Source organism: Noviherbaspirillum sp., from assembly GCF_035944575.1.
Taxonomy (GTDB): Bacteria; Pseudomonadota; Gammaproteobacteria; order Burkholderiales; family Burkholderiaceae_D; genus Noviherbaspirillum.
Map to the genome: position 1 here is coordinate 1 of NZ_DASZBA010000025.1, position 20,604 is coordinate 20,604.

The 20,604-nt window shown below is 56.2% G+C and carries 16 protein-coding genes; 6 read left to right on the plus strand and 10 right to left on the minus strand.

Going from position 1 to position 20,604, the window contains the following annotated elements:
* Nucleotides 1-30 precede the first annotated feature (30 nt).
* The 4 genes from VGU61_RS01435 to VGU61_RS01450 are packed head-to-tail and all read left to right on the plus strand — an operon-like array spanning nucleotide 31 to nucleotide 5,549.
* Nucleotides 31-1,203, plus strand: coding sequence for a TIGR03088 family PEP-CTERM/XrtA system glycosyltransferase (locus VGU61_RS01435; RefSeq protein WP_326857313.1), 1,173 nt, complete (start codon nucleotides 31-33; stop codon nucleotides 1,201-1,203).
* A complete protein-coding gene (locus tag VGU61_RS01440) occupies nucleotides 1,191-3,143 on the plus strand; it encodes an XrtA/PEP-CTERM system amidotransferase (RefSeq protein ID WP_326857314.1) in 1,953 nt (650 codons plus the stop codon). The genes VGU61_RS01435 and VGU61_RS01440 overlap by 13 nt, the downstream gene beginning before the upstream one ends.
* Before the next feature lie 4 nt (nucleotides 3,144-3,147).
* Nucleotides 3,148-4,362: a TIGR04063 family PEP-CTERM/XrtA system glycosyltransferase gene (locus tag VGU61_RS01445; RefSeq protein WP_326857315.1), complete on the plus strand. Its 1,215-nt coding sequence runs from the start codon at nucleotides 3,148-3,150 to the stop codon at nucleotides 4,360-4,362.
* Nucleotides 4,359-5,549 (plus strand): glycosyltransferase family 4 protein, encoded by a 1,191-nt coding sequence (locus tag VGU61_RS01450; protein WP_326857316.1) that lies wholly within the window; start codon nucleotides 4,359-4,361, stop codon nucleotides 5,547-5,549. The genes VGU61_RS01445 and VGU61_RS01450 overlap by 4 nt, the downstream gene beginning before the upstream one ends.
* A 68-nt stretch (nucleotides 5,550-5,617) precedes the next feature.
* On the opposite strand, the gene VGU61_RS01455 is transcribed toward VGU61_RS01450, so the two are convergent.
* The 6 genes from VGU61_RS01455 to VGU61_RS01480 form a co-directional block, all read right to left on the minus strand.
* Complete coding sequence (locus tag VGU61_RS01455) at nucleotides 5,618-6,589, minus strand: glycosyltransferase family 2 protein (protein WP_326857317.1); 972 nt, start codon at nucleotides 6,587-6,589, stop codon at nucleotides 5,618-5,620.
* Nucleotides 6,590-6,670: 81 nt separating this feature from the next.
* The gene (locus VGU61_RS01460; RefSeq protein ID WP_326857318.1) at nucleotides 6,671-7,657 is read right to left on the minus strand and encodes a hypothetical protein; all 987 of its coding nucleotides are present in this window, start codon (nucleotides 7,655-7,657) and stop codon (nucleotides 6,671-6,673) included.
* Between the two features lie 70 nt (nucleotides 7,658-7,727).
* Nucleotides 7,728-8,846, minus strand: coding sequence for a glycosyltransferase family 4 protein (locus VGU61_RS01465; protein WP_326857319.1), 1,119 nt, complete (start codon nucleotides 8,844-8,846; stop codon nucleotides 7,728-7,730).
* Nucleotides 8,847-8,988: 142 nt separating this feature from the next.
* Nucleotides 8,989-9,762 carry an FkbM family methyltransferase gene (locus VGU61_RS01470; protein ID WP_326857320.1) on the minus strand — a complete coding sequence of 258 codons (774 nt, stop codon included), beginning with the start codon at nucleotides 9,760-9,762 and terminating at the stop codon, nucleotides 8,989-8,991.
* A 69-nt stretch (nucleotides 9,763-9,831) separates the two neighbouring features.
* Nucleotides 9,832-11,328 carry a lipopolysaccharide biosynthesis protein gene (locus tag VGU61_RS01475; RefSeq protein WP_326857321.1) on the minus strand — a complete coding sequence of 499 codons (1,497 nt, stop codon included), beginning with the start codon at nucleotides 11,326-11,328 and terminating at the stop codon, nucleotides 9,832-9,834.
* Between the two features lie 15 nt (nucleotides 11,329-11,343).
* Nucleotides 11,344-12,336, minus strand: a complete 993-nt coding sequence (locus tag VGU61_RS01480; protein WP_326857322.1) for a glycosyltransferase family 2 protein — start codon at nucleotides 12,334-12,336, stop codon at nucleotides 11,344-11,346.
* A 415-nt stretch (nucleotides 12,337-12,751) separates the two neighbouring features.
* On the opposite strand from VGU61_RS01480, the gene VGU61_RS01485 reads away from it, so the two are divergent.
* Together VGU61_RS01485 and VGU61_RS01490 are read left to right on the plus strand one after the other, a co-directional pair.
* A complete protein-coding gene (locus VGU61_RS01485) occupies nucleotides 12,752-14,080 on the plus strand; it encodes a putative O-glycosylation ligase, exosortase A system-associated (protein ID WP_326857323.1) in 1,329 nt (442 codons plus the stop codon).
* A 137-nt stretch (nucleotides 14,081-14,217) separates the two neighbouring features.
* Nucleotides 14,218-15,168, plus strand: a complete 951-nt coding sequence (locus VGU61_RS01490) for a polysaccharide deacetylase family protein (RefSeq protein WP_326857324.1) — start codon at nucleotides 14,218-14,220, stop codon at nucleotides 15,166-15,168.
* On the opposite strand, the gene VGU61_RS01495 is transcribed toward VGU61_RS01490, so the two are convergent.
* The 4 genes from VGU61_RS01495 to VGU61_RS01510 all read right to left on the minus strand — a co-directional run bounded on the left by VGU61_RS01495 (nucleotide 15,155) and on the right by VGU61_RS01510 (nucleotide 20,122).
* Entirely contained in the window at nucleotides 15,155-16,411 is a 1,257-nt protein-coding gene (locus VGU61_RS01495; protein WP_326857325.1) for a hypothetical protein, read from the minus strand. The two genes, VGU61_RS01490 and VGU61_RS01495, sit on opposite strands and share 14 nt — an antisense overlap.
* A 163-nt stretch (nucleotides 16,412-16,574) precedes the next feature.
* Complete coding sequence (locus VGU61_RS01500) at nucleotides 16,575-18,599, minus strand: hypothetical protein (protein ID WP_326857326.1); 2,025 nt, start codon at nucleotides 18,597-18,599, stop codon at nucleotides 16,575-16,577.
* Nucleotides 18,600-18,603: 4 nt separating this feature from the next.
* Complete coding sequence (locus tag VGU61_RS01505) at nucleotides 18,604-19,092, minus strand: hypothetical protein (protein WP_326857327.1); 489 nt, start codon at nucleotides 19,090-19,092, stop codon at nucleotides 18,604-18,606.
* Between the two features lie 292 nt (nucleotides 19,093-19,384).
* On the minus strand, nucleotides 19,385-20,122 hold the full coding sequence (locus tag VGU61_RS01510; RefSeq protein ID WP_326857328.1) for a phytanoyl-CoA dioxygenase family protein: 738 nt from the start codon (nucleotides 20,120-20,122) through the stop codon (nucleotides 19,385-19,387).
* Nucleotides 20,123-20,604 lie beyond the last annotated feature (482 nt).

Genomic DNA, 20,604 nt, shown 5'->3' on the forward strand with positions numbered 1-20,604 from the left:
GAAATCCGATCAGCTTACCGCCTCTGCAAAATGAGTACGCCACCTCTCATTGCTCATCTCATATACCGGCTGGATTTCGGCGGGTTGGAAACAATGCTGGTCGAACGCATCAACCGCATACCGGCCGATCGATACCGCCATGCGGTCATCTGCCTTACCGACTACACCGATTTCCATAAAAAAATAACCAAGCCCGGCGTCGCTCTGTTCTCGCTTAACAAGGCGTCAGGTTTGAGCCTGGGGACACACCGGAAATTATGGCGGCTGCTGCGCGAACTGAAACCTGACATCCTGCATACGTATAATCTCGCGGCAGCGGAATACGGGGCGACAGCCGCGCTTGCCGGCGTTCCGGTCCGCATCAGCGGTTCTCATGGGAGGGATGCAAGCGACCCGGAAGGGAAAAACCGCAAGCACAATTTGCTGCGCAAGGCATTGATACCGTTCTACGACTGCTGCTATTCGAATTCGGCTGATCTGGCGGCCTGGAACAAAAATATCATCGGTGTTCCGGAAGCGAAAAGCCGATTGCTCCATAACGGCATCGACACCAGCAAATACAAACCAGGCATTGCGCCGTCAGGCGCGGAATATGGCGATATCCCGGCTGGCAGCTTTGTCATTGGCACGGTCGGACGGGTTCAGGATGTGAAGGATCATCCCGGGCTGGTAGATGCCTTCATTGCGCTGCGCGCCATGCTGCCTGAATACCGCGGGCGCTTGCGCCTCGCGATCATCGGCGATGGCCCATTAATGCCGGCACTTCGTGAAAAAGTGGCCGCCGCGGGAATTGTGGACAAGGTGTGGCTTCCCGGAGCCCGGACCGATGTGGCACAAATCCTCCGCACCTTTTCGGTTTTCGTGCTGTCATCCATCGCTGAAGGCACGCCGGGCTCCGCTCTCGAGGCGATGGCGACCAGGTTGCCCGTGGTCGGAACGCGCGTCGGCGGCATTCCGGAGGTAGTGCAGGAAAACGTCACCGGGCAAATCGTTCCATCGCGCGATCCGAATGCGCTTGCGCAGGCCATCGCTGCCTACGTCGAGAAGCCGGAACTGGCGGCCCACCATGGTGCAGCCGGACTGGAACGCGTCACGAAACGATATAGCATGGCCAGCATGCTGGACCAGTATCTGGAAATGTACGATTCATTATTTGAACGAAAAATCAAAGTCAGGGAGCTCAGCAGATCATGTGCGGAATAGTCGGTATTGTCGATACCCGGAGCAAGCGGGACATCGACCGCTCGCTCCTTCATACCATGAACGAGTCCCAGCACCACAGGGGCCCCGATGAAGGCGGATTGCATACGGAGCCGGGCGTGGGACTGGGCCATCGCCGGCTGTCGATCATCGACCTGTCCTCCGGACAGCAGCCGCTGTTCAATGAAGACCATAGCGTTGTCGTCGTCTACAACGGTGAAATTTACAACTATGTCGAACTGATGGCGGATCTGGTCGAACTGGGGCACACATTCCGCACCCACTGCGACACGGAAGTGATCGTCCATGCATGGGAGCAATGGGGCGAAGCATGTGTCGACCGCTTTCGGGGCATGTTTGGATTCGCACTCTGGGACCGCAATAAAAACACCCTGTTCCTCGCGCGCGACCGGTTGGGGGTAAAACCGCTGTTTTATTCCATGCTGCCCGACGGTATGTTCGTTTTTGGATCCGAATTGAAGTCGCTTCTCGCTTATCCCGGAATCCAGCGCGAGATCGATCCACGCGCGGTCGAGGATTATTTTGCCTACGGCTATATTCCGGAACCGAAAACCATCTACAGGAACGCATTCAAACTGCCGCCGGGCCACACGCTGACCCTCCGCTTCGGCCAGCCGATGCCGCAATCGAAGCGGTATTGGGACGTTCCGTTCGCACCACATGCGCCGATGTCCGAACAGGATGCCGGCTCGGAACTGATAGAGCGCCTGCGGGAAGCGGTTCGAATTCGCCTAGTTGCCGAGGTGCCGCTGGGCGCCTTCCTGTCCGGCGGCGTCGACTCCAGTGCCGTGGTGGCGATAATGTCCGGCCTGATGAACGAACCGGTCAATACCTGCTCGATTTCCTTCAACGATCCGGGGTTTGACGAATCCCGATACGCATCACAGGTGGCTGCGCAATACAAGACCCGCCATCACACGGACATGGTCGACAAGGATGATTATTCCTTGCTCGACACACTGGCCGAGCTCTACGACGAACCGTATGCCGACAGTTCGGCGATTCCAACCTACCGCGTGTGCCAGTTGGCAAAAAAGCGGGTAACCGTTGCGCTCTCCGGAGACGGCGGAGACGAAAACCTCGCCGGTTACCGCCGCTACAAATATGCAATGGCGGAAGATCGGGTGCGCTCAACGATGCCCGCCGGCTTCCGCAAACCGGTATTCGGCATGTTGGGCAAGTACTACCCGAAAGCCGACTGGGCGCCGCGCGTGTTCCGGGCCAAGACCACGTTCGAAGCGCTGGCACGTGACCTGGTGGAAGGCTATTTCCACGGGGTCTCGATAATGCCGGACCGGGTGAGAGAACAACTGTTCAGCGCAAAGTTCCGCTCGGACTTGCAAGGCTATCGCGCCATCGACGTCATGCGCGGCCATGCCGACGGGTCGCCTACCGATGATCCCCTGTCGATGATTCAGTACCTCGACATGAAAACCTACCTTCCGGGCGACATCCTGACCAAGGTGGACCGTGCCAGCATGGCCCATGCACTGGAGGTACGGGTTCCGCTGCTGGACCACAAGCTGGTCGAGTGGATCTCGGGACTGCCGTCTTCCATCAAGCTGAAAGGCAGCGAAGGCAAATACATTTTCAAGAAAAGCCTTGAGCCGCACCTGCCTGACGATATTCTTTATCGAGACAAGATGGGATTTGCCGTGCCGATCGGCAATTGGTTCCGCGGCCCCCTGCGGCAGCGCGTGCGGGAAGCGTTGCTTGGACCGACGCTGGCCGAAACCGGCATTTTCAATACCGCCTTTCTCAGGGAAATGGTGGAGATGCACGAGTCCGGCAGGCGAGATTACAGCGCACCGCTCTGGACCCTGCTCATGTTTGAAGCCTTCCTTCGCAAGGAGCTGCACGGCGACGGCGCCGATGCCGTGCGCAAGCAACGCACCTCCGAACCGCCGCTTGAAGTGATCTGAATCCATGCGCGTACTTCACATCCTCGACCATTCGATTCCGCTGCACAGCGGATACACCTTCCGCACCTTATCGATCCTGAAGGAGCAACGCCAGCTCGGATGGGAAACGCACCACATCACCTCGGCAAAACAGGGCGTCAACAAGACCGGCATGGAGTCGGTCGATGGCTGGAACTTCCACCGGACGGCGCCCGCCAGTTCGCCATTCGGGAAAATGCCGCTGCTTGACCAGATCTCCGTGATCAACGGCCTGACATCGCGCCTGAAGGAGGTCGCGGCCGAAGTCAAGCCGGACATATTGCATGCACACTCGCCGGCGCTCAATGCCATCGCGGCGCTGCGCGTTGGGAAAAGCCTTCGCATTCCCATTCTCTATGAAGTCCGCGCATTCTGGGAAGACGCGGCCGTCGACCATGGCACCAGCACCGAATGGGGGATGCGATACCGCCTGACGCGCGCAATGGAGACGCATGCTTTGCGGCGCGCCGACGCAATCACCACGATCTGCGAAGGCCTGCGCGGGGAAATTGTCACCCGCGGCATAGGTTCGGACAAGATCACCGTGATTCCGAATGCTGTGGACACTTCAAACTTCAGTACCGGCGGCAGCCCCGACCCGACGTTGGCAGCAGAGACCGGGCTTGCAGGCAAAGTGGTGCTGGGTTTTATCGGTTCATTCTATGCCTACGAGGGTCTGCCGATCCTGCTTCAGGCATTGCCTCGAATTCTGGCCGTGAACCCGCATGTGCGGGTCCTGCTGGTCGGCGGCGGTCCCCAAGAGACCGAACTGAAGAGGCTGGCGCAAACACTGGACCTCCGGGACAAGGTGATTTTCACCGGACGCGTCCCGCATAGCGAAGTGCAGCGTTACTACAACCTGGTGGACGTGCTGGTCTATCCACGCATAAAAATGCGGCTGACGGATCTGGTCACTCCGCTCAAACCGCTGGAAGCCATGGCGCAAGGCCGTCTTCTTGCCGCATCGGATGTCGGCGGCCATCGTGAACTGATCACCGATGGGGTCACCGGATGCCTGTTCGAAGCCGGCAATCCGGATGCACTGGCGAAAAAGGTGCTGGAGTTGCTTGCCAGGCCCGAGCAGTGGCCCACCCTTCGTCAGTCGGCCAGGCAGTTCGTTGAAGCAGAACGCAACTGGGGCGCCAGCGTCCGCCGGTACCAGCCTGTGTATGACGGCTTGCTCAAGATCAGGCGACCATGAAGCTGCTTACTTTCACTACGCTGTTTCCCAATACCGCGTCGCCGAACCAGGCTATCTTCGTCGAGACGAGATTGCGGCATCTGGTCGCCAGCGGCGAAGTGGAATCGCGGGTCGTCGCGCCGGTTCCCTGGTTTCCGTTCGACCACGCCAGCTTCGGTCGCTATGCGAAATTCGCGCGTCCGCCGCGGGAAGAAGTCCGCTTCGGCATCCACGTGCGCCATCCGCGCTATCCGCTGATTCCCAAGGTGGGCATGACCAGCGCTCCCTTCTTCATGGCAGCCGCCGCCAAGCAGACGATTGCACGCATCATCGACGAAGGTTACGACTTTGATGCGATCGATGCCCACTACTTCTATCCGGACGGCGTCGCCGCGGTCATGCTGGGTAAATATTTCAACAAGCCGGTTGTCATTACCGCGCGCGGCTCCGACATCTCCCTGATTCCCCGTCACCACCTTCCACGACGGATGATCGTATGGGCGGCACAGAATGCGGACGGCATCATCACGGTCTGCAATGCACTGAAAGAGGAAATGGTCGCGCTCGGCGTGGAAGCGGACCGCATCACTCCCCTTCGCAACGGCGTGGACCTTACGATGTTCCGCCCCCTCGACAAGGAAGCTCAGCGCAAGGAACTCGGCCTGGAAGGCTTTACCCTGATTTCCGTCGGCCACCTGGTGCCGGTCAAAGGCCACGAACTGATCGTCGGCGCCCTGCCCCTGCTCCCGGACGTGCGCCTGCTTCTTGCCGGAAGCGGGCCGGAACAAGGCAGATTGGAAGCATTGGCCCGCCACCTCGGCGTCTCCGATCGCATTACCTTTCTCGGCGCCATACCCCATGCGGAGTTAAAGAAATATTACACAGCCGCCGACGCGAGTATCTTGGCATCGAGCCGTGAAGGTTGGGCGAACGTATTGCTCGAATCGATGGCCTGCGGCACGCCGGTCGTCGCAAGCAAGGTCTGGGGCACACCGGAAGTCGTCGCATCGCCGGACGCGGGGCTGCTCATGAATGAGCGATCGCCGGCTGCCTTGGCGCAGGCGGTAAGCGATCTGCGTAACGCGTATCCGGATCGCATGGCGACCCGACGCTACGCGGAAAAGTTTAGTTGGGACGACACGACGAAGGGACAAATTGCGTTGTTCAGGCAGGTGTTGAATGCACGTACGGCACTTGCCAGTGCTTGACCAGACTCGTACTTGCTTTGCAGCGAATCATCCTGAACGATCAACGGCAAAGCCTGACTGCCGGGGCGTCAACGTCCCCGGCGGAGTACAGTAGAGATCGCAATAAAAGGGAAATAGGCAAAGGTTTGCAGATCAACCTGCAATTGCTTACGCAGCACATCGATATCAAGTGGCTTGCGGTGCGCAACCCGGTGCAGGACATCAGCGACGAAGCTCTTGCGCAGGGCCTGGACGGCTTGTTCAGTGCTTCTGGCCTGTTCATCCGATAGCCGAAACAGCTTGTTCAACGCCTTCTTGAATTTCATCTCGTGATGCAATCTGATCAGAGATTTTTCGGTCCCCCACCCGGAGCCGGAGAATATGTTGACACCGGGACCATACTTGCATTCGCAGGCAGAGGAAAACGCGATTCTTTCCGTAAGGCGGGCCAGCTCCAACCAGAAAAGATAATCTTCGCCTGCGTACACAAACTCTTCCCTGAATCGCAAATCCGAAAATTTCCGGTACCGATAGACCACCGTCGATGTGCCGATGATATTGCCCATCAGGATCTGGTCGAACATGTCCCCGGAATAGGCATGCAGCATATCCGCATCCCCGATACGGGGATGCCGTGCCACGTCGATTCTGCCGGCACGATTGAACGCGCTGACAGTTTGATTCAACTGGAAGTGGTCCGAGAAGTAGAAGTCAAAACCGGCATCCAAAGCCCGCATGGCGTTGGACAAGTGGTTGTCCACCCACTCGTCGTCGGAATCGAGAAATGCCACGTATTCGACCTCAGTGCCGATGCTATCGAGGCCACGATTGCGGGCTGCTGCCGGACCGGCATTGGGCTGTTCAATGATGTCGATGGCGGAGGGGTAGGCGTCGATCAGTGCCTGCAATTCCCTGCGAGCGGGTACGGGCGACGCATCGTCCACGACGTAGATCTTGACTTCCCCTACCCCTGTCTGCCCAAGTGCCGACCGGACAGCCTTCAGCAGGATACCTTCCGATTTCTGGTAGAACTGAATAACAACCGCAATCTTGTTTGCCATTTCACGCCCCGTAAAGAGAGTAATCTGAACATCGTCCAGTCGGAATTATTACCCGAGTGATGTTGAAGAACAAGCATTGCACTACGGGCGGAATTCGTAGGCAAGAACGGGTGGCAGGTCAGCGATACTCCAGTCGCGATGCTGCCGAAGCTTGCGTGCCGCATAAAAAGTAAGTGGCTGACTGACAAAAGCTTGTGTAGCTTGCTCAGGATGAGCGGCGAGCCAGCGATTTACAAGTTCATTTGTTGTTCGAGGAAGCAGTACCGGGTCACGCTTGCCGATCGCGAGGTGTTCACGGACGGCCCGATTCTCAAGCGCACCCTGCGCCTGCCTCAATTTTCTTTTGTACTGCGCCGACAGATCTTTCAATGTCCACAAGGACGCCGATGCCACATGCCAGGTCACCTGTGGATGTACAAACACCCGTTTCGGATCCCATTCGTTTTTGGCCGGATCAAGCCGGAACATCAAGACGGCACCGATCAGGGAGTCGGTCCGGTATAAACCAAGAGGAAGGCGGAATCCCGTTTGTTTTAGATTACTTATGGCAGAGCCGCGTATCGCATGAAGGTTGCCGTGCATGCCGCCTTCAGTCAGCATTTGGCTCGCCAGGTTGCGCGCAGACCGTCCCGATGTCGGAATGCCGGTGGCACCCAAGGCCCCTGTTGTGGTCGTCAATCCTTCGTCAAGCAAGAGGAAAGCATCCGGCCGAACCTGCACGTATCCATCGATAAAATAACCTACATCGCCGCCCGGCCATATGGTGTGCAGATAGACGTTCCATGCATGCGCCTTATCGCCGAACGGAATGAACCATACCCGCACGACTGCATTGTCCGTAGTCTGATTGTCCATTCGCCGACGCCTGAATTCGTCAACATACTCTGAGAACTGATCGGCGAGAGCCCGATTTCCGTTCACCAGCACATCGATCACCGTCCGTCGAGACCCACAGGATTTCAACGCGGCCTGCAGGCAGGAAGCCAACGTCCCGGCAGTTTCACGCGCTGCAAATATCGCAACCGTCCAGTCGTGACGTTCCAGCCGCAACACTTCGCTTTTCACCATATGAAGGTCCTTATCCGTGCCGTCCAAATGACAATCTCCTTGCACCGCCATCAATGCCGCTCGCCTTATCTCAAACCTTCACAACATCCATGTAACGTGCATGGGCATGTATCCAGTCAAACTTTTCGCGTACATGGCACTGCAGATTCCGCGCTAACCGGCCATGCTCGGCTTGGTCGCGCAATAAAAACGCAAGCCTGGCTCCCAGTGCGTTTGGATCATCCGGCGGGACAAGGTATCCGGTCACGCCATCTTGCAGTATCTCCGGAACGCCCCCCACCGCCGATGCCACTACGGGAACATTGAAAATACCGGCTTCGAGGACGACGATGCCGAAGGGTTCGATCCGTGATGGAAGGGCAAATATTCGCGCTCTCTCCAGGATTGCGGTTACTTTGCGGTGCTCCAGGTCCTTGATAAAGACGACCTTGTCGGCAACTCCAAGCTTTTGCGCAAGACTGCGCAACGACATTTCCGTTTCACCCGAGCGTCCGATCAATACCAGCCGCATATCGGGAAACTCGACATGGATACGATGGAATGCCTGTATCAGGACGTCCTGCCCTTTCTTGGGCTCAAAGGTCGCAATGTTCAGGATGAACGGATTGCTGGAGACTATGGCATCGACATCGACACCTCGGTCCACATCAGCAACGATCTTATTAATGTCGACGCCGTTATGAACAACATGAACCTTGGAAGCGATTTCTGGCATGAATGCAGCAACGGCGCCAGCCAGATTGTTCGAACAGGTGATGATGGCATCAGATGACCGCATCAGCAGCTTCCAGCAGATTCTCTCCCATCCTTGGGAACGACCGGCATTCGCGATATCCGCACCGTGAAAGGAAAGGACGAATTTGCCCTTGTACAAGCCGAGAAACTTAAGTAAGGAAAAATTGAGGCAATCGAGCGTCGGATAATGCGGGTTGATCACTTCGACGTTTTTCGCCCGCAGGAATCGCCAAAGCGAGAGCAACCTGAATGGCGCGGTAACCAGGAAGAGCAACATGGTTTTCGCCAAGTGTTCATGACCGGACGGGGCGCGCAAACGATAATAAGCCGTGTCGAACCCGTGCTCGTGATTCAGGGACAGTGTGCGGCCGCGCCAATCCGCAATGAGAAGGAAAGGTTTGAAAAATTGATGGCCATGCACCTGCCGGTACAAATTGGCGGCAACCTGGTTCACCCCTCCCGGATGCGCGATGGACCACGGCAAGACGAACAGGTAACCTGGCTGTTCCTCGTGCCGGCTCACGCCAGCACTCCCTCATTGAATAAAAACACGACTTCCCCCTGTGTGGCAACAGCTCGAAATGCGCGTCCGAGCATTAATTGTTCCGCAGCAACGATGTGAAATGATTGTTAATGAATACAAAATCCAGTTCTACCAGGCGAAGCGACTCATCGCTCGTGACGGGAAACATACCCGATAGGGCAAACCCCAGTTCATTCAACTTCTGCAGAGTTTCACCGTAAGTCGGCATGCCGTGATAGATGGGTCGGATGGATGCCTCGGTTTGCAAGCCCCTTATGCCATTGATCGACCTGCCGGCGCCATTGATGACCTCCAGATCGAATCCCTGCGTATCCAGTTTCAGGTACACGCCCTGCCGACTGCAGTCAATGCCCTCTTCGGCCAGGACGTCATCCAGTGTACGTATCGCCACTTTTTCCACGCCGGAGATCGAATCGTCGTTCCAGAAGCCGGTAACGACATCTTTTCGTGGCGCGAGAAACGAGTTCAAGCCAGGCGATCGGGTGACATTGATCTCCGCCGTGCCGGGTGCACTCCCTAGTGCATATGGATGGATCTTCCATGCGGTGTCGGAAACGGATTTCTTCTTCAGTCCTTCCGCATAACTGCTTACCGGTTCGAACGAGTGAATCCGTCCACGAAACCCTACGTCATTCCGTATCAGGTCATGAAACTGGCCTTTGTTGGCGCCGACGTCTATGACCGTGTCTATTCCGTAGCGCGCGAATACCTGTTGCAAATGCCTGACCAGGGGCCGTTCGGCCATTTTCCAGAACGGGATCATTTCATATCCGCGCCTTGCAGCCATCGTGGTGACCGATTTTCCCAGCATCTTTCGCAAAGACATACTCGCTCCCTGGTGATTCACCGGAACCGATCGGTCCGGACAAATGAGTTGCGTTTTTCGAATGTTGGATCAAGTGCTGACGAGCCGGAGAGAAATTCCGTACTTGCGTAAAACATTCTCGACCTTTAGAAAGCACACACGTTCCGGTCCGTTCGGTTGGGCTGCGGACCTCCATAGCAAATACAGCACAATCGTATAAACCAGCGCACCGGCAAGCGAACAAATCAGCAGGCCGATCAAGCTCACCTTCCCGCCTGAATTCAGATTCAGCTTCAGCGTCCAGACTGCAATTACCATGACCGTGGAAGCAAGCGCGGGCCGAAACAGTTTTCGGCAAAAATCAAGGCCGCTGAGTCCAAGATGTCTTGCGATAAGTACCTGGTTCACCGGGATCATGATCAATACAGTTGCCAACAATGCCCACGCTGCGCCAAGGGCCCCCCAGTTTCTTATTCCGACGAATAGCAAAACGGCCGACGTCGCGAACTGCAGACAGGCGGTTACCGTGATGATCCGGTTCTGCCGCAGTGCCATATAGACATAACCGATATTGGTCTGGAGAGCCTGGATAACCCCATAGACCGCTAAAACCTGGATAAGCGGAATAGCGGCATGCCATTTCGGACCGAGTACCACCGGCACCATCAGATCCGCCACGGCAAATACGCCCAGTCCAGCCGGCAGGGCAAACAGCGCAATCATGGAGATCACATTGAGGGAGCTCGCGCGCAGCTCTTCGAGCCGGGATGCCACGCGCGAGTACCCCGGAAAAGCAGCGCGGTTGATTGGCGCAACCAGTTCGGTGGTCGGTAAGGTAGAGATTTCAGTAGAGATGGCGTAAATGCCGAGTGCCTGTGGTCCTTCAAGCCTGCCAATGACGAATTCCGGCGTACGCGCATTCAAAAAATGAACGATGTTATTGATCATCAGCCATTTCGAACTATGAAATAGCGCCAGCTTTGCAGCTAACGAAAAACGCGGCCGATAATCGCTCACCGTATAGGAAAGCACGAGCGAGATCAGCGTACCGGCGAGCTGGCCGATCACAAGCGCCCAGTAACTCCTGAGTACGAAGGCAAGCGGAAGCGTAACGAGCAGGCTGGCCATGCGCTTGCCGAGCAAGAACTTGAATTCACGGTCGAAGCGCATCTCGCGGCGAAAAATCACCGGCCCGATATTCGCGAAACCCTGGAGGGCGAATCCGGCGGCAAGAACGTAGATGACCAGTTCGAGCCGGGGCTCACGGTAGAACCCCGAGGCAGACGGCGCTGCCAGCGCGAGCAGTCCGGCGCACGCCAGGGCAAAGATCACATTGAAGGTCCACGCAGTATCGAACTCATCACGACCCGCATCCGGATTCTGGATCAATGAAACATCGAAACTGAACGAGACAAGAAGCTGCAGCGCCCCTACCAGGAGCATCGCCAACGCCACCAGCCCGAAATCCTCGGGAACGAGAAGGCGAGCAAGCACGATGGTGCTGACCAAACCCAGACCACGGTCTACAAGCTTGAACGACACCATCCATGCAGCGCCCTTCGCAATTTTCTTATCGATGTCGTTCAAGGATTTCGCTGTCTTTCATTGGGACCGGGGCCGGAATCGCCCGCTAAGTTGTTCGATCATGATCCTTCCCGTCAACGTAGGAATTACCAGAAGAATAACAGGATCGATACAAATTATGTCAGCCAAAATACGTAGATGAACCGTCTTCCGATGGGCGATGCGATGCAGAATGTCGCGCACGATGCTGCATCGGATACGGCGTATACGCCGCACGTTGGCAGCCTTTCGCGTACTCGCAAGCTTGAAAATCGAATCCACTGATGTCCACAGCTTCAATTCATTGCGCAGCCTGTCGAGTGAGCGGTCGGTATTCCATCCGGCGCCTGCAAAGATATTGACGCCGACGCCGCAGTTGCACTCGATGGCCGATGAAAAGATCGCCCTGCCGCCTGCAGCAAAAAAATCCAGCCAAAAAAGGTAGTCTTGCCCGTTGAAGAATTCTGTTCGGAAGCGCAAGCGAGAATGCGTGCGGTAGCGATACACGACGTTTGATGTACCGATTACATTCCCCCGCACCAGTATCTGGTCTGCCATGTCGCCGGTGTATTCGTACAAGTTGTCATGCGACGGCAGCTTTTTGTGCTCGGTGAGCGGGATCCTTCCGGCTCTGGTGAATGCGCTTTTTTCCTTGAAATCGGAAAAATAGAAATCCGAGAAATAAAAATCGTAGCCTTCATCCAGTGCTGCAACGGCATTATCAAGGTGTCCCGCGAGCCATTCGTCATCTGAATCAAGAAACGCGACGTATTCCGTACCGGCGGGCAGGATGTCCAATCCACGGTTCCTGGCTGCGCCGGGACCCGCGTTGTTCTGGTCGATGATCGTCAGGCGCGGCTCATTTCGGTCGAGGTACGAACGAAGCTCCGCCTTTGGACAAATAGGCGAACCGTCGTTGACGACGAAGATGTGGAAATCGACGAAGGACTGTGCGAACACGGACTGAACCGCCCTGAGGAGAACACCCTGCTCTCGCTGAAAAAACGGAATAACAACTGCCACTTTGCTCATGCCGCACCCACTCCCTTATGTTGATTGGTTCAGAACTCTCCTTTCTTAGATAAGCGGCCGGTTTTGAACGAGCCAACGTTATTGGGACACCGCATCTATCTACAGAATGGCGGGTGGGATTCTAATATTTTTGACAACAAAAGACATCGGCGAAAATGAAAATATAACAACATTACGCGCTTGACAGCCTTTTAATGTTTACGTTTGAAGCGTGCGGTGAATTCGGGTCAGTTGTTCCATGAGGCTGAACCGATGAGCATAAACTGCAGGTCGGTTCTATTTATCTTTGCCAAATCACTAACAAATGCCTGGTTGTAATATACTTGGCCCGGACAGCGAGGCGGATGATTACAAAGCTGGAATCTTCCCTCTCGCCACTTTACGCCCGCTCCCTGATCACGCCCATTTCCGGCCAATGAGAGATCTCGCCGTCACCCTTATCGTATTCGGTTCACTCCCCTTCATTTTGAAGAGGCCGTATATCGGCATCCTGATGTGGGTGTGGATCAGCGTGATGAACCCTCACCGTGAAAGCTGGGGCTTCGCAACCACTTTCCCCTTCGCAGCAATCATCGCTGCAACCACGCTGCTAAGCCTGGTGCTGACAAAGGACCGCAAGGGCCTTCCAATCACACCCATCACCTTGGTGCTGATCGCGTTCATCTTCTGGATGAACGTCTCGACCGTCTTTGCGATTCATCCGGATCAGGTGTACGGCAACTGGAACAGGGTCATCAAGATCATGTTGATGACCGTCGTTACACTCATGCTGTTGAAGACGAGACGGCACATCGAATTACTGATTATCGTCCTGGTGTTTTCATTGGGGTTTTTCGGGGTCAAAGGAGGAATCTTCACCGTCATGAGCGGCGGGCAGTATCGGGTATGGGGTCCGGCAGACACCTTCATCGGCGGGAACAACGAGATAGCGCTTGCATTGATTATGGTGATTCCATTGATGCACTATCTGCAAATCATGACGGAGAAAAAGTGGATCAGGCACGGGCTGACCATCGCCATATTGCTGTGCGCATTCGCAGCCCTTGGATCGTACTCACGCGGGGCCCTGCTGGCCATCGCCGCAATGGCCGGCTTTCTGTGGCTGAAGAGCAGCAAAAAGCTTGTCCTCGGAATGCTGATGGTAATTTCGATACCCATACTCGTTGCGTTCATGCCCGATCAGTGGACCGAACGCATGGACACGATCTCCACCTATAAGGAAGACAGCTCTGCGATGGGCCGCATCAATGCATGGATGATGGCTTACAACCTGGCCAAGGACCGACCGCTGGTCGGGGGCGGATTTGAAATCTACGATCTCGAAGTGTTCGGCAGATATGCGCCAATTCCGACCGATGTGCATGCCGCTCACAGCATCTACTTCCAGGCGCTCGGCGAACACGGGTTTGTCGGTCTCGGACTGTATCTGCTGCTCGGCTTTCTGACATGGCGATGCGGCAGCTGGATCGTGCGTCACACCAGAAAACGTGAGGATCTGAAATGGGCCTACCACCTCGCGGCAATGGTTCAGGTCAGCCTGATCGGCTTTGCGGTCGGAGGCGCGTTCCTTAGCCTGCTTTATTTTGATGTGCCTTATTACCTCATGGCCGCGTTGGTGCTCACACGCAGAGTCATCGAAGAGCAGTTGAAGTCCGAAGCACGGCTTGCCGGTTCGACTTTCGCAGATATCGCCAGGCAGGACGTGCCTGCATTGACGCCGACCGCTTCGAAAACCCTCCAGTAGCATGGTCGCCAGGCATAACGCGCTCGCGAGCCCCGCTCGCATTACAGGACAGCCAGATGTCGAATCCTACTGCTGGCACTGGTCTTATGACTGAAAGTGCTAAACAACATTGGCCATCGCACCTTGGAAGGACGATGATGAGTGTCCTGTCGCCGGGCGGCCAGCGTGCGCGCTTATCGATACTGATCTATCACCGCGTACTGCCGCAACGCGATCCCTTGTTCCCGGGCGAAGTGGATGCAGCGGATTTTGATCGCCAGATCGCCCTGCTGAAAAACTGCTTCAACATCATCCCGTTATCGGACGCAGTCAAGGCACTACGAAACGGCAAACTTCCACCGCGTGCTGCATCAATCACCTTCGACGACGGTTATGCGGATAATGCGGAAGTCGCCCTGCCGATTCTGCAAAGACATCAGGTTTCGGCAACATTCTTTATAGCGACAGGTTTCCTGGACGGAGGGAGGATGTGGAACGATACGGTGATTGAACTTGTGCGCAATGCCGCCGGCGACACGCTCGACCTCGAAAAGATCGATATGGGGCAATTCGCCATCGCAACAACGGCTCAGCGCCGGCAAGCCATCTCGACGCTGCTTGGCAAACTGAAATATCTTCCTCCGGCAGCGCGGCAATCCCGCATCGACGGCATGTGCGACCATCTGCGCATATCGCTACCGTCGAACCTGATGATGACGACGTCCCAGGTGAAAACTCTTCACAGCGCCGGCATGGGCATCGGTGGCCATACCGCGCACCACCCCATTCTGGCCAGTCTGGACGAATCAGAGGCAAAGAACGAAATCGCGGCGGGAAGGGACGTGCTGGAGTCCATCATATGCGCGCCCGTACGTCTTTTTGCTTATCCCAACGGCAAACCCCTGCAGGACTACCTGCACCCGCATGTCGAGATCGTCAAGGCGCTTGGGTTCGACGCCGCAGTGTCGACGTCATGGGGAGCCGCCGATGCACAATCCGACCCATATCAACTTCCTCGCTTCACGCCGTGGGACAAGAGGCAGCTGCGATTCGTGACGCATATGGCACGGAATTTCTTCAGGAAGCCGCAGACGGCTATGCAATCCTGATGACCTGCGGCTTGCGGTCTTTGCCTGTACCGTAGACGAACGCCCGCAGCGAGGGCACCCATCGGAATTTCGACCATACGGAATTTCGTACGGACTGCAGTTGGGATTGTCCATTCGGATTCCCGTCCACCCAATGCTTCAATGAGATGGTGCTCCATGTCCAGGGGCTGGTTGCAGGACTGTTTAACGGCGGACTGAGCTTGACGACCGATGGCGGCGACGTGCTTTCATCCAGCCCGACCACGCATCCGAGTTCATCGACCCATTGCAGTCCCATGGAGCCGGCGCGGTGGTAATTCGGCACCGTACTTCCGTCGTAACCGATCCCAAGATTGGGAATCCGGCCGGCAGTCGTACTGCTGGTGACCGTACCGGTCGACAGATCGCGGATATATAGCCTGCGCGGGGCGCTGGAATTCGCATATCCGCCATTGATCATTACCAACAGGTTCAAGGACTTGCACAACACCAATGCAGCATCCTGCGTATTGCCGCCCAATGCCGGGAACTGGGTAATCTGGCCTTGCCGGTTGATGAACAAGGTGTAATCAACCGGTCCATTGGTGGCTGCCCACCATCCCTGCCGGCTTTCGTCCATCACGGTAATTGGATACGTGCCTCCGCTTGCCCGGCCGTTGCTGCTAAACGAAATCCGCGTCGGCTCCGAGTTCGCCGGCTGTGATGTCGGCAACTGCGAATAGCCGTTGATTTCCTTCGAGACGTCCAGGAGATTGATCCTGTTCGGATAGCTGGATCCGGCCCAGAAGAACGATACAAGCGTACCTTTCGCACCGCCGCCCCACCCTGCCGGCATTTCTTGCAGCCCGAGGTAGGTATGCGGGTTGTACGGGGTGGAATCCGGAGCGAGGCCGGCGCTGTTGAAACTGGACGAAATGTTGGCCGACAAGGGCAGGTTTTTTACACTCCACGTCAACGAAGAAAAATCGCAGATCAAGGACATTTGCACATTGGACTCGCCGCCCGACGATTCGTGGCCTCCGGAGTAATAGACCTGCGCACCCAGATCGCTGTAATCACGCAATATTGCGCTGCCTCCCCAGATAATGAACGGGCCGTTCATCGTGTCGCTGGCACCGTAGATGGCCGGGCGGACGTCGGCCGGATTGTTCAGCATGGGTACGTCTGCAAAATAACCGGCAGGCGGTACCCATGCGGGCAAAGGCTTGACAGCAGGGTTTTCCTGGACCCGGACGACGAAGGAATTGGATAAGGATTGGGCCATCTTGTTTCGATCTATATCTTGGGTTTCGCAGCGGTTGCCGCATGATCCGGGTTCCCTCAGGAACTCCGTTTTCCGTTTTCGAGTTTGGGCCAGACAACGGTGCGTTGGCACCCAACTTCACACGCGCAGGCCAGCCAACGGTTGCGGCGATGGTCACCATTGATCATGGAGCATTACGGGGCCTGACAGCCCATACAGGGGCGTTATTCAATGCAGCAACCATATCCTTCCAGTTCGAAGCGCCTGTCATTCTTTCGTACGCCTGAAGTGCGCCAGGAACGTTGTGTTCGACTGCGTAGGCAAGCGCCGGCTGAAGATTGCCCCAGTAGCTGGTCTCGCCCGGATAGTAGGAGCCGCGGAGATCGCCCGCCACGCCGCTGTTTGCGGTACCTAGTGTGGCAGCATAGATTTGTCCCCAATCGCTATACCACGGACCTTTGCCGCTCTCGAAATCCGGATTGTCCGATGGAGATATGGCAATGGTATAGGTGGCCGCATCGCGATAAAGATATTCGTTGGGCGCGGTGCCGCCGAAACGCCCGATCACGCTACGTGCTTTCCAGGCGAAAAACTGGTGCAGGTTCGTCATGGCAGTAGCGGAAATCGCCGGCTCCACATCGATGGCGTAGCCATAGGCTGCGGTGAAAAAGTCTTCCTGCCAGGGAGCAGTGAAGTAAATCCCGTCCCCGGCACCAGTGTAATCGCCGTACGGCGTGACAACGCCATGCGGATTATTTGGCGAAGCAACATAACGCCGGTGGTAGTAATTCACGTTGGCTTCCAGCGATGCCATGAATTCGGAACGAAGCGCGTTGTCGCCATCCGGCGTGGCGCAAGCTGCCTGAATCAGGGTGCGCATCGCCCATGCCGCACCACGAGTCGTGTTAGCCCCGGCATTGGACCGAAACACTCCCTGGGAAAACAAACGCGCGGAGTCCGTATTCTTGAGGTAATGAATCGTAGCCGCGAACTGAACCTGCTCCATGAAATAGAACCGCCCTGTCAGCAGATACGCCATGAAGCCTACTGACGGATGATGAGAAGATGCCCAAACCGGCGGTGTGGCGCCGCTTGCGGTGGGTGTGTAGGAATTTGTGGACGACGCGCCGGTGCCGGTAATTCCGCTGTTTCCGCCGATTACAATATTTGGATAGCTGGAAAAACGGATCGGCCGCTGCGTTTGCGTATCCCGATAATGGATACCAAACCGCCCGGCGCTGAAGCCATTGACGATCACGCCTGCGTATGCGCGGTCATCATCACTTGCAAGATACAACACGTCCCACTCGGGCAGCATGCCGATCGAGCCGTGATAGCCGGTTGTTCCCATTGTTGGGGAATAGTTACCCAGCTGCAGGGGCACATAGGTCTGCGCCATGCCTGCCCACACCGATGCATTGGATGGTACGGAGGCACGATAGGCCGGCACCACGCGTGTGGCTTGCAAATGCGCTTTGTCATGCCGTGGCGTGATTTGCGGATCGGTCACATTCCAGTACGACAACCTTGCGCCGGAGATCAAAACGGTACGGCAATGATGTGGCAGATCGAACGTCGCGCTGAACCGTTCCGTGCCATTCATCGTAAACCGATAGGTACCGTTTTTGCTGGTCGGCCCGGCCACGTTCAGGTATCCGTTCTCCACCCAGGGCAGCACCTCCACCTCGCCGCCTTTATATAACCGCACTTCAAGCCATGCCGCCAGATGCGCGTCTACGCCGATCGGCTTGCGGTAGATCCATGAACTCATCACCGGGCCGCTGACCCATTCCATGAACGGCGTGTCCCAGTCGGCGCCACTCCATGCGGCAGCGCCGAACGCACCGGCATCGACGGATGCGGTAATGCCGGTTGCCTTCAAGTTGCTGATGGAAAGACTGGGGGTAGGCAGGAAGGATCCGATCTGCAGTGGAACGGTTAGCGATTTACCTGCTTCCAGAGTGGCGCGTCCGGACACGATGGCAAATTTGAGCGATCCGTCAGGCCACCTGTTTTTCTCGACGATTTGCAGCTCCGGGATGCCGCCGCCCAAAACCACTCCGGCAGGCACTTCCCCTTTTTTGAAAGCGTGGCCAATCGTAAACGGTAGTGCGTTACCACCTATAGCCGAGGTTAGCCTGAACGCAGCCGTCAGAGCCGGACGCGGCGCGATGCGGACGATGAATGGCTGGGAGGACGTTTGTGCCATTCGACTACCCTTCGGATGCGGTCAATACATGGCCACCGGTGCTGGCAATTCCGCCGATACCATCATAGATAAAGCTTCTGGTTGCAGCGTCATAGGTAACGCCGGCTGGCAAGGCAACTGCGTTTTTGGTAATACTGAGTGCGTCGTTTTCCTCATCGGTGACGAATGCAGCGATTGAAAAACTGGACGCAATCCCCTGGGTGAAAGTGATTGTTGGGATAACGCTCCAGACCGGGGGACGATTCGACGTCGGGGATTGCCCCGGTGGCGCGGATGGCGACTGGCCGGGAGGTGGCGCGGACGAATTATCGCCTGCCAGCGTCGCACCTCCCGCCCCACCGCCGCAACCGTTTGCAACGAGGGCGGCGGCGGTGATCGTCACGTTCCGCAGAAATGTACGACGGTTCAATTGATTGGCTGGCTGTGCGAATCCCGCATCAGAGACCGGATCGTGATCAACCACGGTGCGATTAGTACTGGTGGAGTTATTCATTGTTATTTCACTCATTGTCACGTCATACATATTTTCAACCACATGGTGATGCGGTCGAGGATCATTATGGGCAGAGTATCGACCCGTCGATTGGATGGCCAAAACGATCGCTTGCCGGCTCTACACGGGCTTTTTCGCCTTATCCAAACTACAAGCTGTGACTATTGCTTACCAGAAATAGTTCCTGCAGGAAGATTTTTAGTTGCAAACCGATTTTTGATGGAATGCTTTGGCTTGCCTGCCTTGGTAATGGAATGAAGGCAATAGCGGGCAGTTTGTTGCAATTCAATTCCTATTTGCAGAAAAGCCTGTTGATATAAGCGTCCAGCTTCAGTTTCCCCTTATAGGGTTTCGGCTCATATCTGTAGGCATAGGCAGGAAGTATCGAGTACTGTATTTGCAGCATTAAACGTGCGTTCCCCGCAGGTACCTGGCCTTTATGGATGCCTGAAGTATCGACGGCGAACCCGAATCCCGCCTTGCCAGTGGCAACCATCGTTCGCGCGCTGCCATACTTTTCCTGTATATCCGTGTCCTTGTAATGCTGCAGGCGGGCCGACAGTTTCGCGGTATGGGTTCCCTTGACATACATATGGGGGCCAGCCTTGTCATCCACATCGGTCAGGTACACAAGGATTTTCATGTAACGCCAGTCATCGGAATCACGGTGAAACGCCTGCACGTCGGTCCCCGTCGCTGTGCTCGGAAAGGACCAGCGCAGCCCCAGCGCGGAAATTGTTGGCTTGCAGCCGATGTAATTGGCGGCTAGCCGCAGTAGCGAAGGACTGTTTGCCAACGCCAAAATATGGGGTGAGTCGATAATGTCGCTAATACCGTAGTCGGCGATGCGTACTCCGGCGGGGACCTCGTCTATCGTGAACGGCTTGATGCTGCTGCGGCGGGCAGCGAGCAGCTTTGGGCGAAGGAAAGCGTGGATATCCGCGACCTGGTCTGTGCTGAACAATGAAGGAAATGGCGCATAACCATCGCTACGCAAGGTTTGAAGTGTTTGAGTTTCCTGCGCGGTCAACGCCTGGTGGGATCCGAATGATCCTTGCCGCAGACGGACGCCGGCCCGCAATGAGGAAACGACCGCACGGCGCAACACCGGTGATGTAACGATACGCTGGCCGTAATACAGAAGGCTTTGCATCGGTGCAAAGCCAGGTCCGGGCGTAAGTTGTGCGAACTCCATAGGTGTTCCTTCGAGAAGGCAGCGACAGCCTAACAAGGCCATCAAGGTCGGCCATCGCTAAAACGCATAGCTCGGAGCCAGTTATTCTGCACAGTCGCAGCCGACACCCGCATCGCCGGAATTATAAAACAGCAATTGACTAAATAATAATTATTATCTGTAACGAGGCTGCATGCCGCATTGGCTCTGCATGCTTGATCGATGCAAGCATCCATCAGGTAAGTGGAAATGAGCGATGGCGAGAAGCCTGCGCACTCGTTGTCAGCCGTTGGAAAGTCGGATGAGATGCGGGTGTAGCGATTTATCTGGCAGTCACA

Excerpts from the sequence above, each read along its gene's own strand:
- VGU61_RS01435 (WP_326857313.1), top strand. The coding sequence starts at position 31 with ATGAGTACGCCACCTCTCATTGCTCATCTCATATACCGGCTGGATTTC.
- VGU61_RS01440 (WP_326857314.1), top strand. The coding sequence starts at position 1,191 with ATGTGCGGAATAGTCGGTATTGTCGATACCCGGAGCAAGCGGGACATC.
- VGU61_RS01445 (WP_326857315.1), top strand. The coding sequence starts at position 3,148 with ATGCGCGTACTTCACATCCTCGACCATTCGATTCCGCTGCACAGCGGA.
- VGU61_RS01450 (WP_326857316.1), top strand. The coding sequence starts at position 4,359 with ATGAAGCTGCTTACTTTCACTACGCTGTTTCCCAATACCGCGTCGCCG.
- VGU61_RS01455 (WP_326857317.1), bottom strand. The coding sequence starts at position 6,589 with ATGGCAAACAAGATTGCGGTTGTTATTCAGTTCTACCAGAAATCGGAA.
- VGU61_RS01460 (WP_326857318.1), bottom strand. The coding sequence starts at position 7,657 with ATGGTGAAAAGCGAAGTGTTGCGGCTGGAACGTCACGACTGGACGGTT.
- VGU61_RS01470 (WP_326857320.1), bottom strand. The coding sequence starts at position 9,762 with ATGTCTTTGCGAAAGATGCTGGGAAAATCGGTCACCACGATGGCTGCA.
- VGU61_RS01480 (WP_326857322.1), bottom strand. The coding sequence starts at position 12,336 with ATGAGCAAAGTGGCAGTTGTTATTCCGTTTTTTCAGCGAGAGCAGGGT.
- VGU61_RS01485 (WP_326857323.1), top strand. The coding sequence starts at position 12,752 with ATGAGAGATCTCGCCGTCACCCTTATCGTATTCGGTTCACTCCCCTTC.
- VGU61_RS01490 (WP_326857324.1), top strand. The coding sequence starts at position 14,218 with ATGAGTGTCCTGTCGCCGGGCGGCCAGCGTGCGCGCTTATCGATACTG.
- VGU61_RS01495 (WP_326857325.1), bottom strand. The coding sequence starts at position 16,411 with ATGGCCCAATCCTTATCCAATTCCTTCGTCGTCCGGGTCCAGGAAAAC.
- VGU61_RS01500 (WP_326857326.1), bottom strand. The coding sequence starts at position 18,599 with ATGGCACAAACGTCCTCCCAGCCATTCATCGTCCGCATCGCGCCGCGT.
- VGU61_RS01505 (WP_326857327.1), bottom strand. The coding sequence starts at position 19,092 with ATGAATAACTCCACCAGTACTAATCGCACCGTGGTTGATCACGATCCG.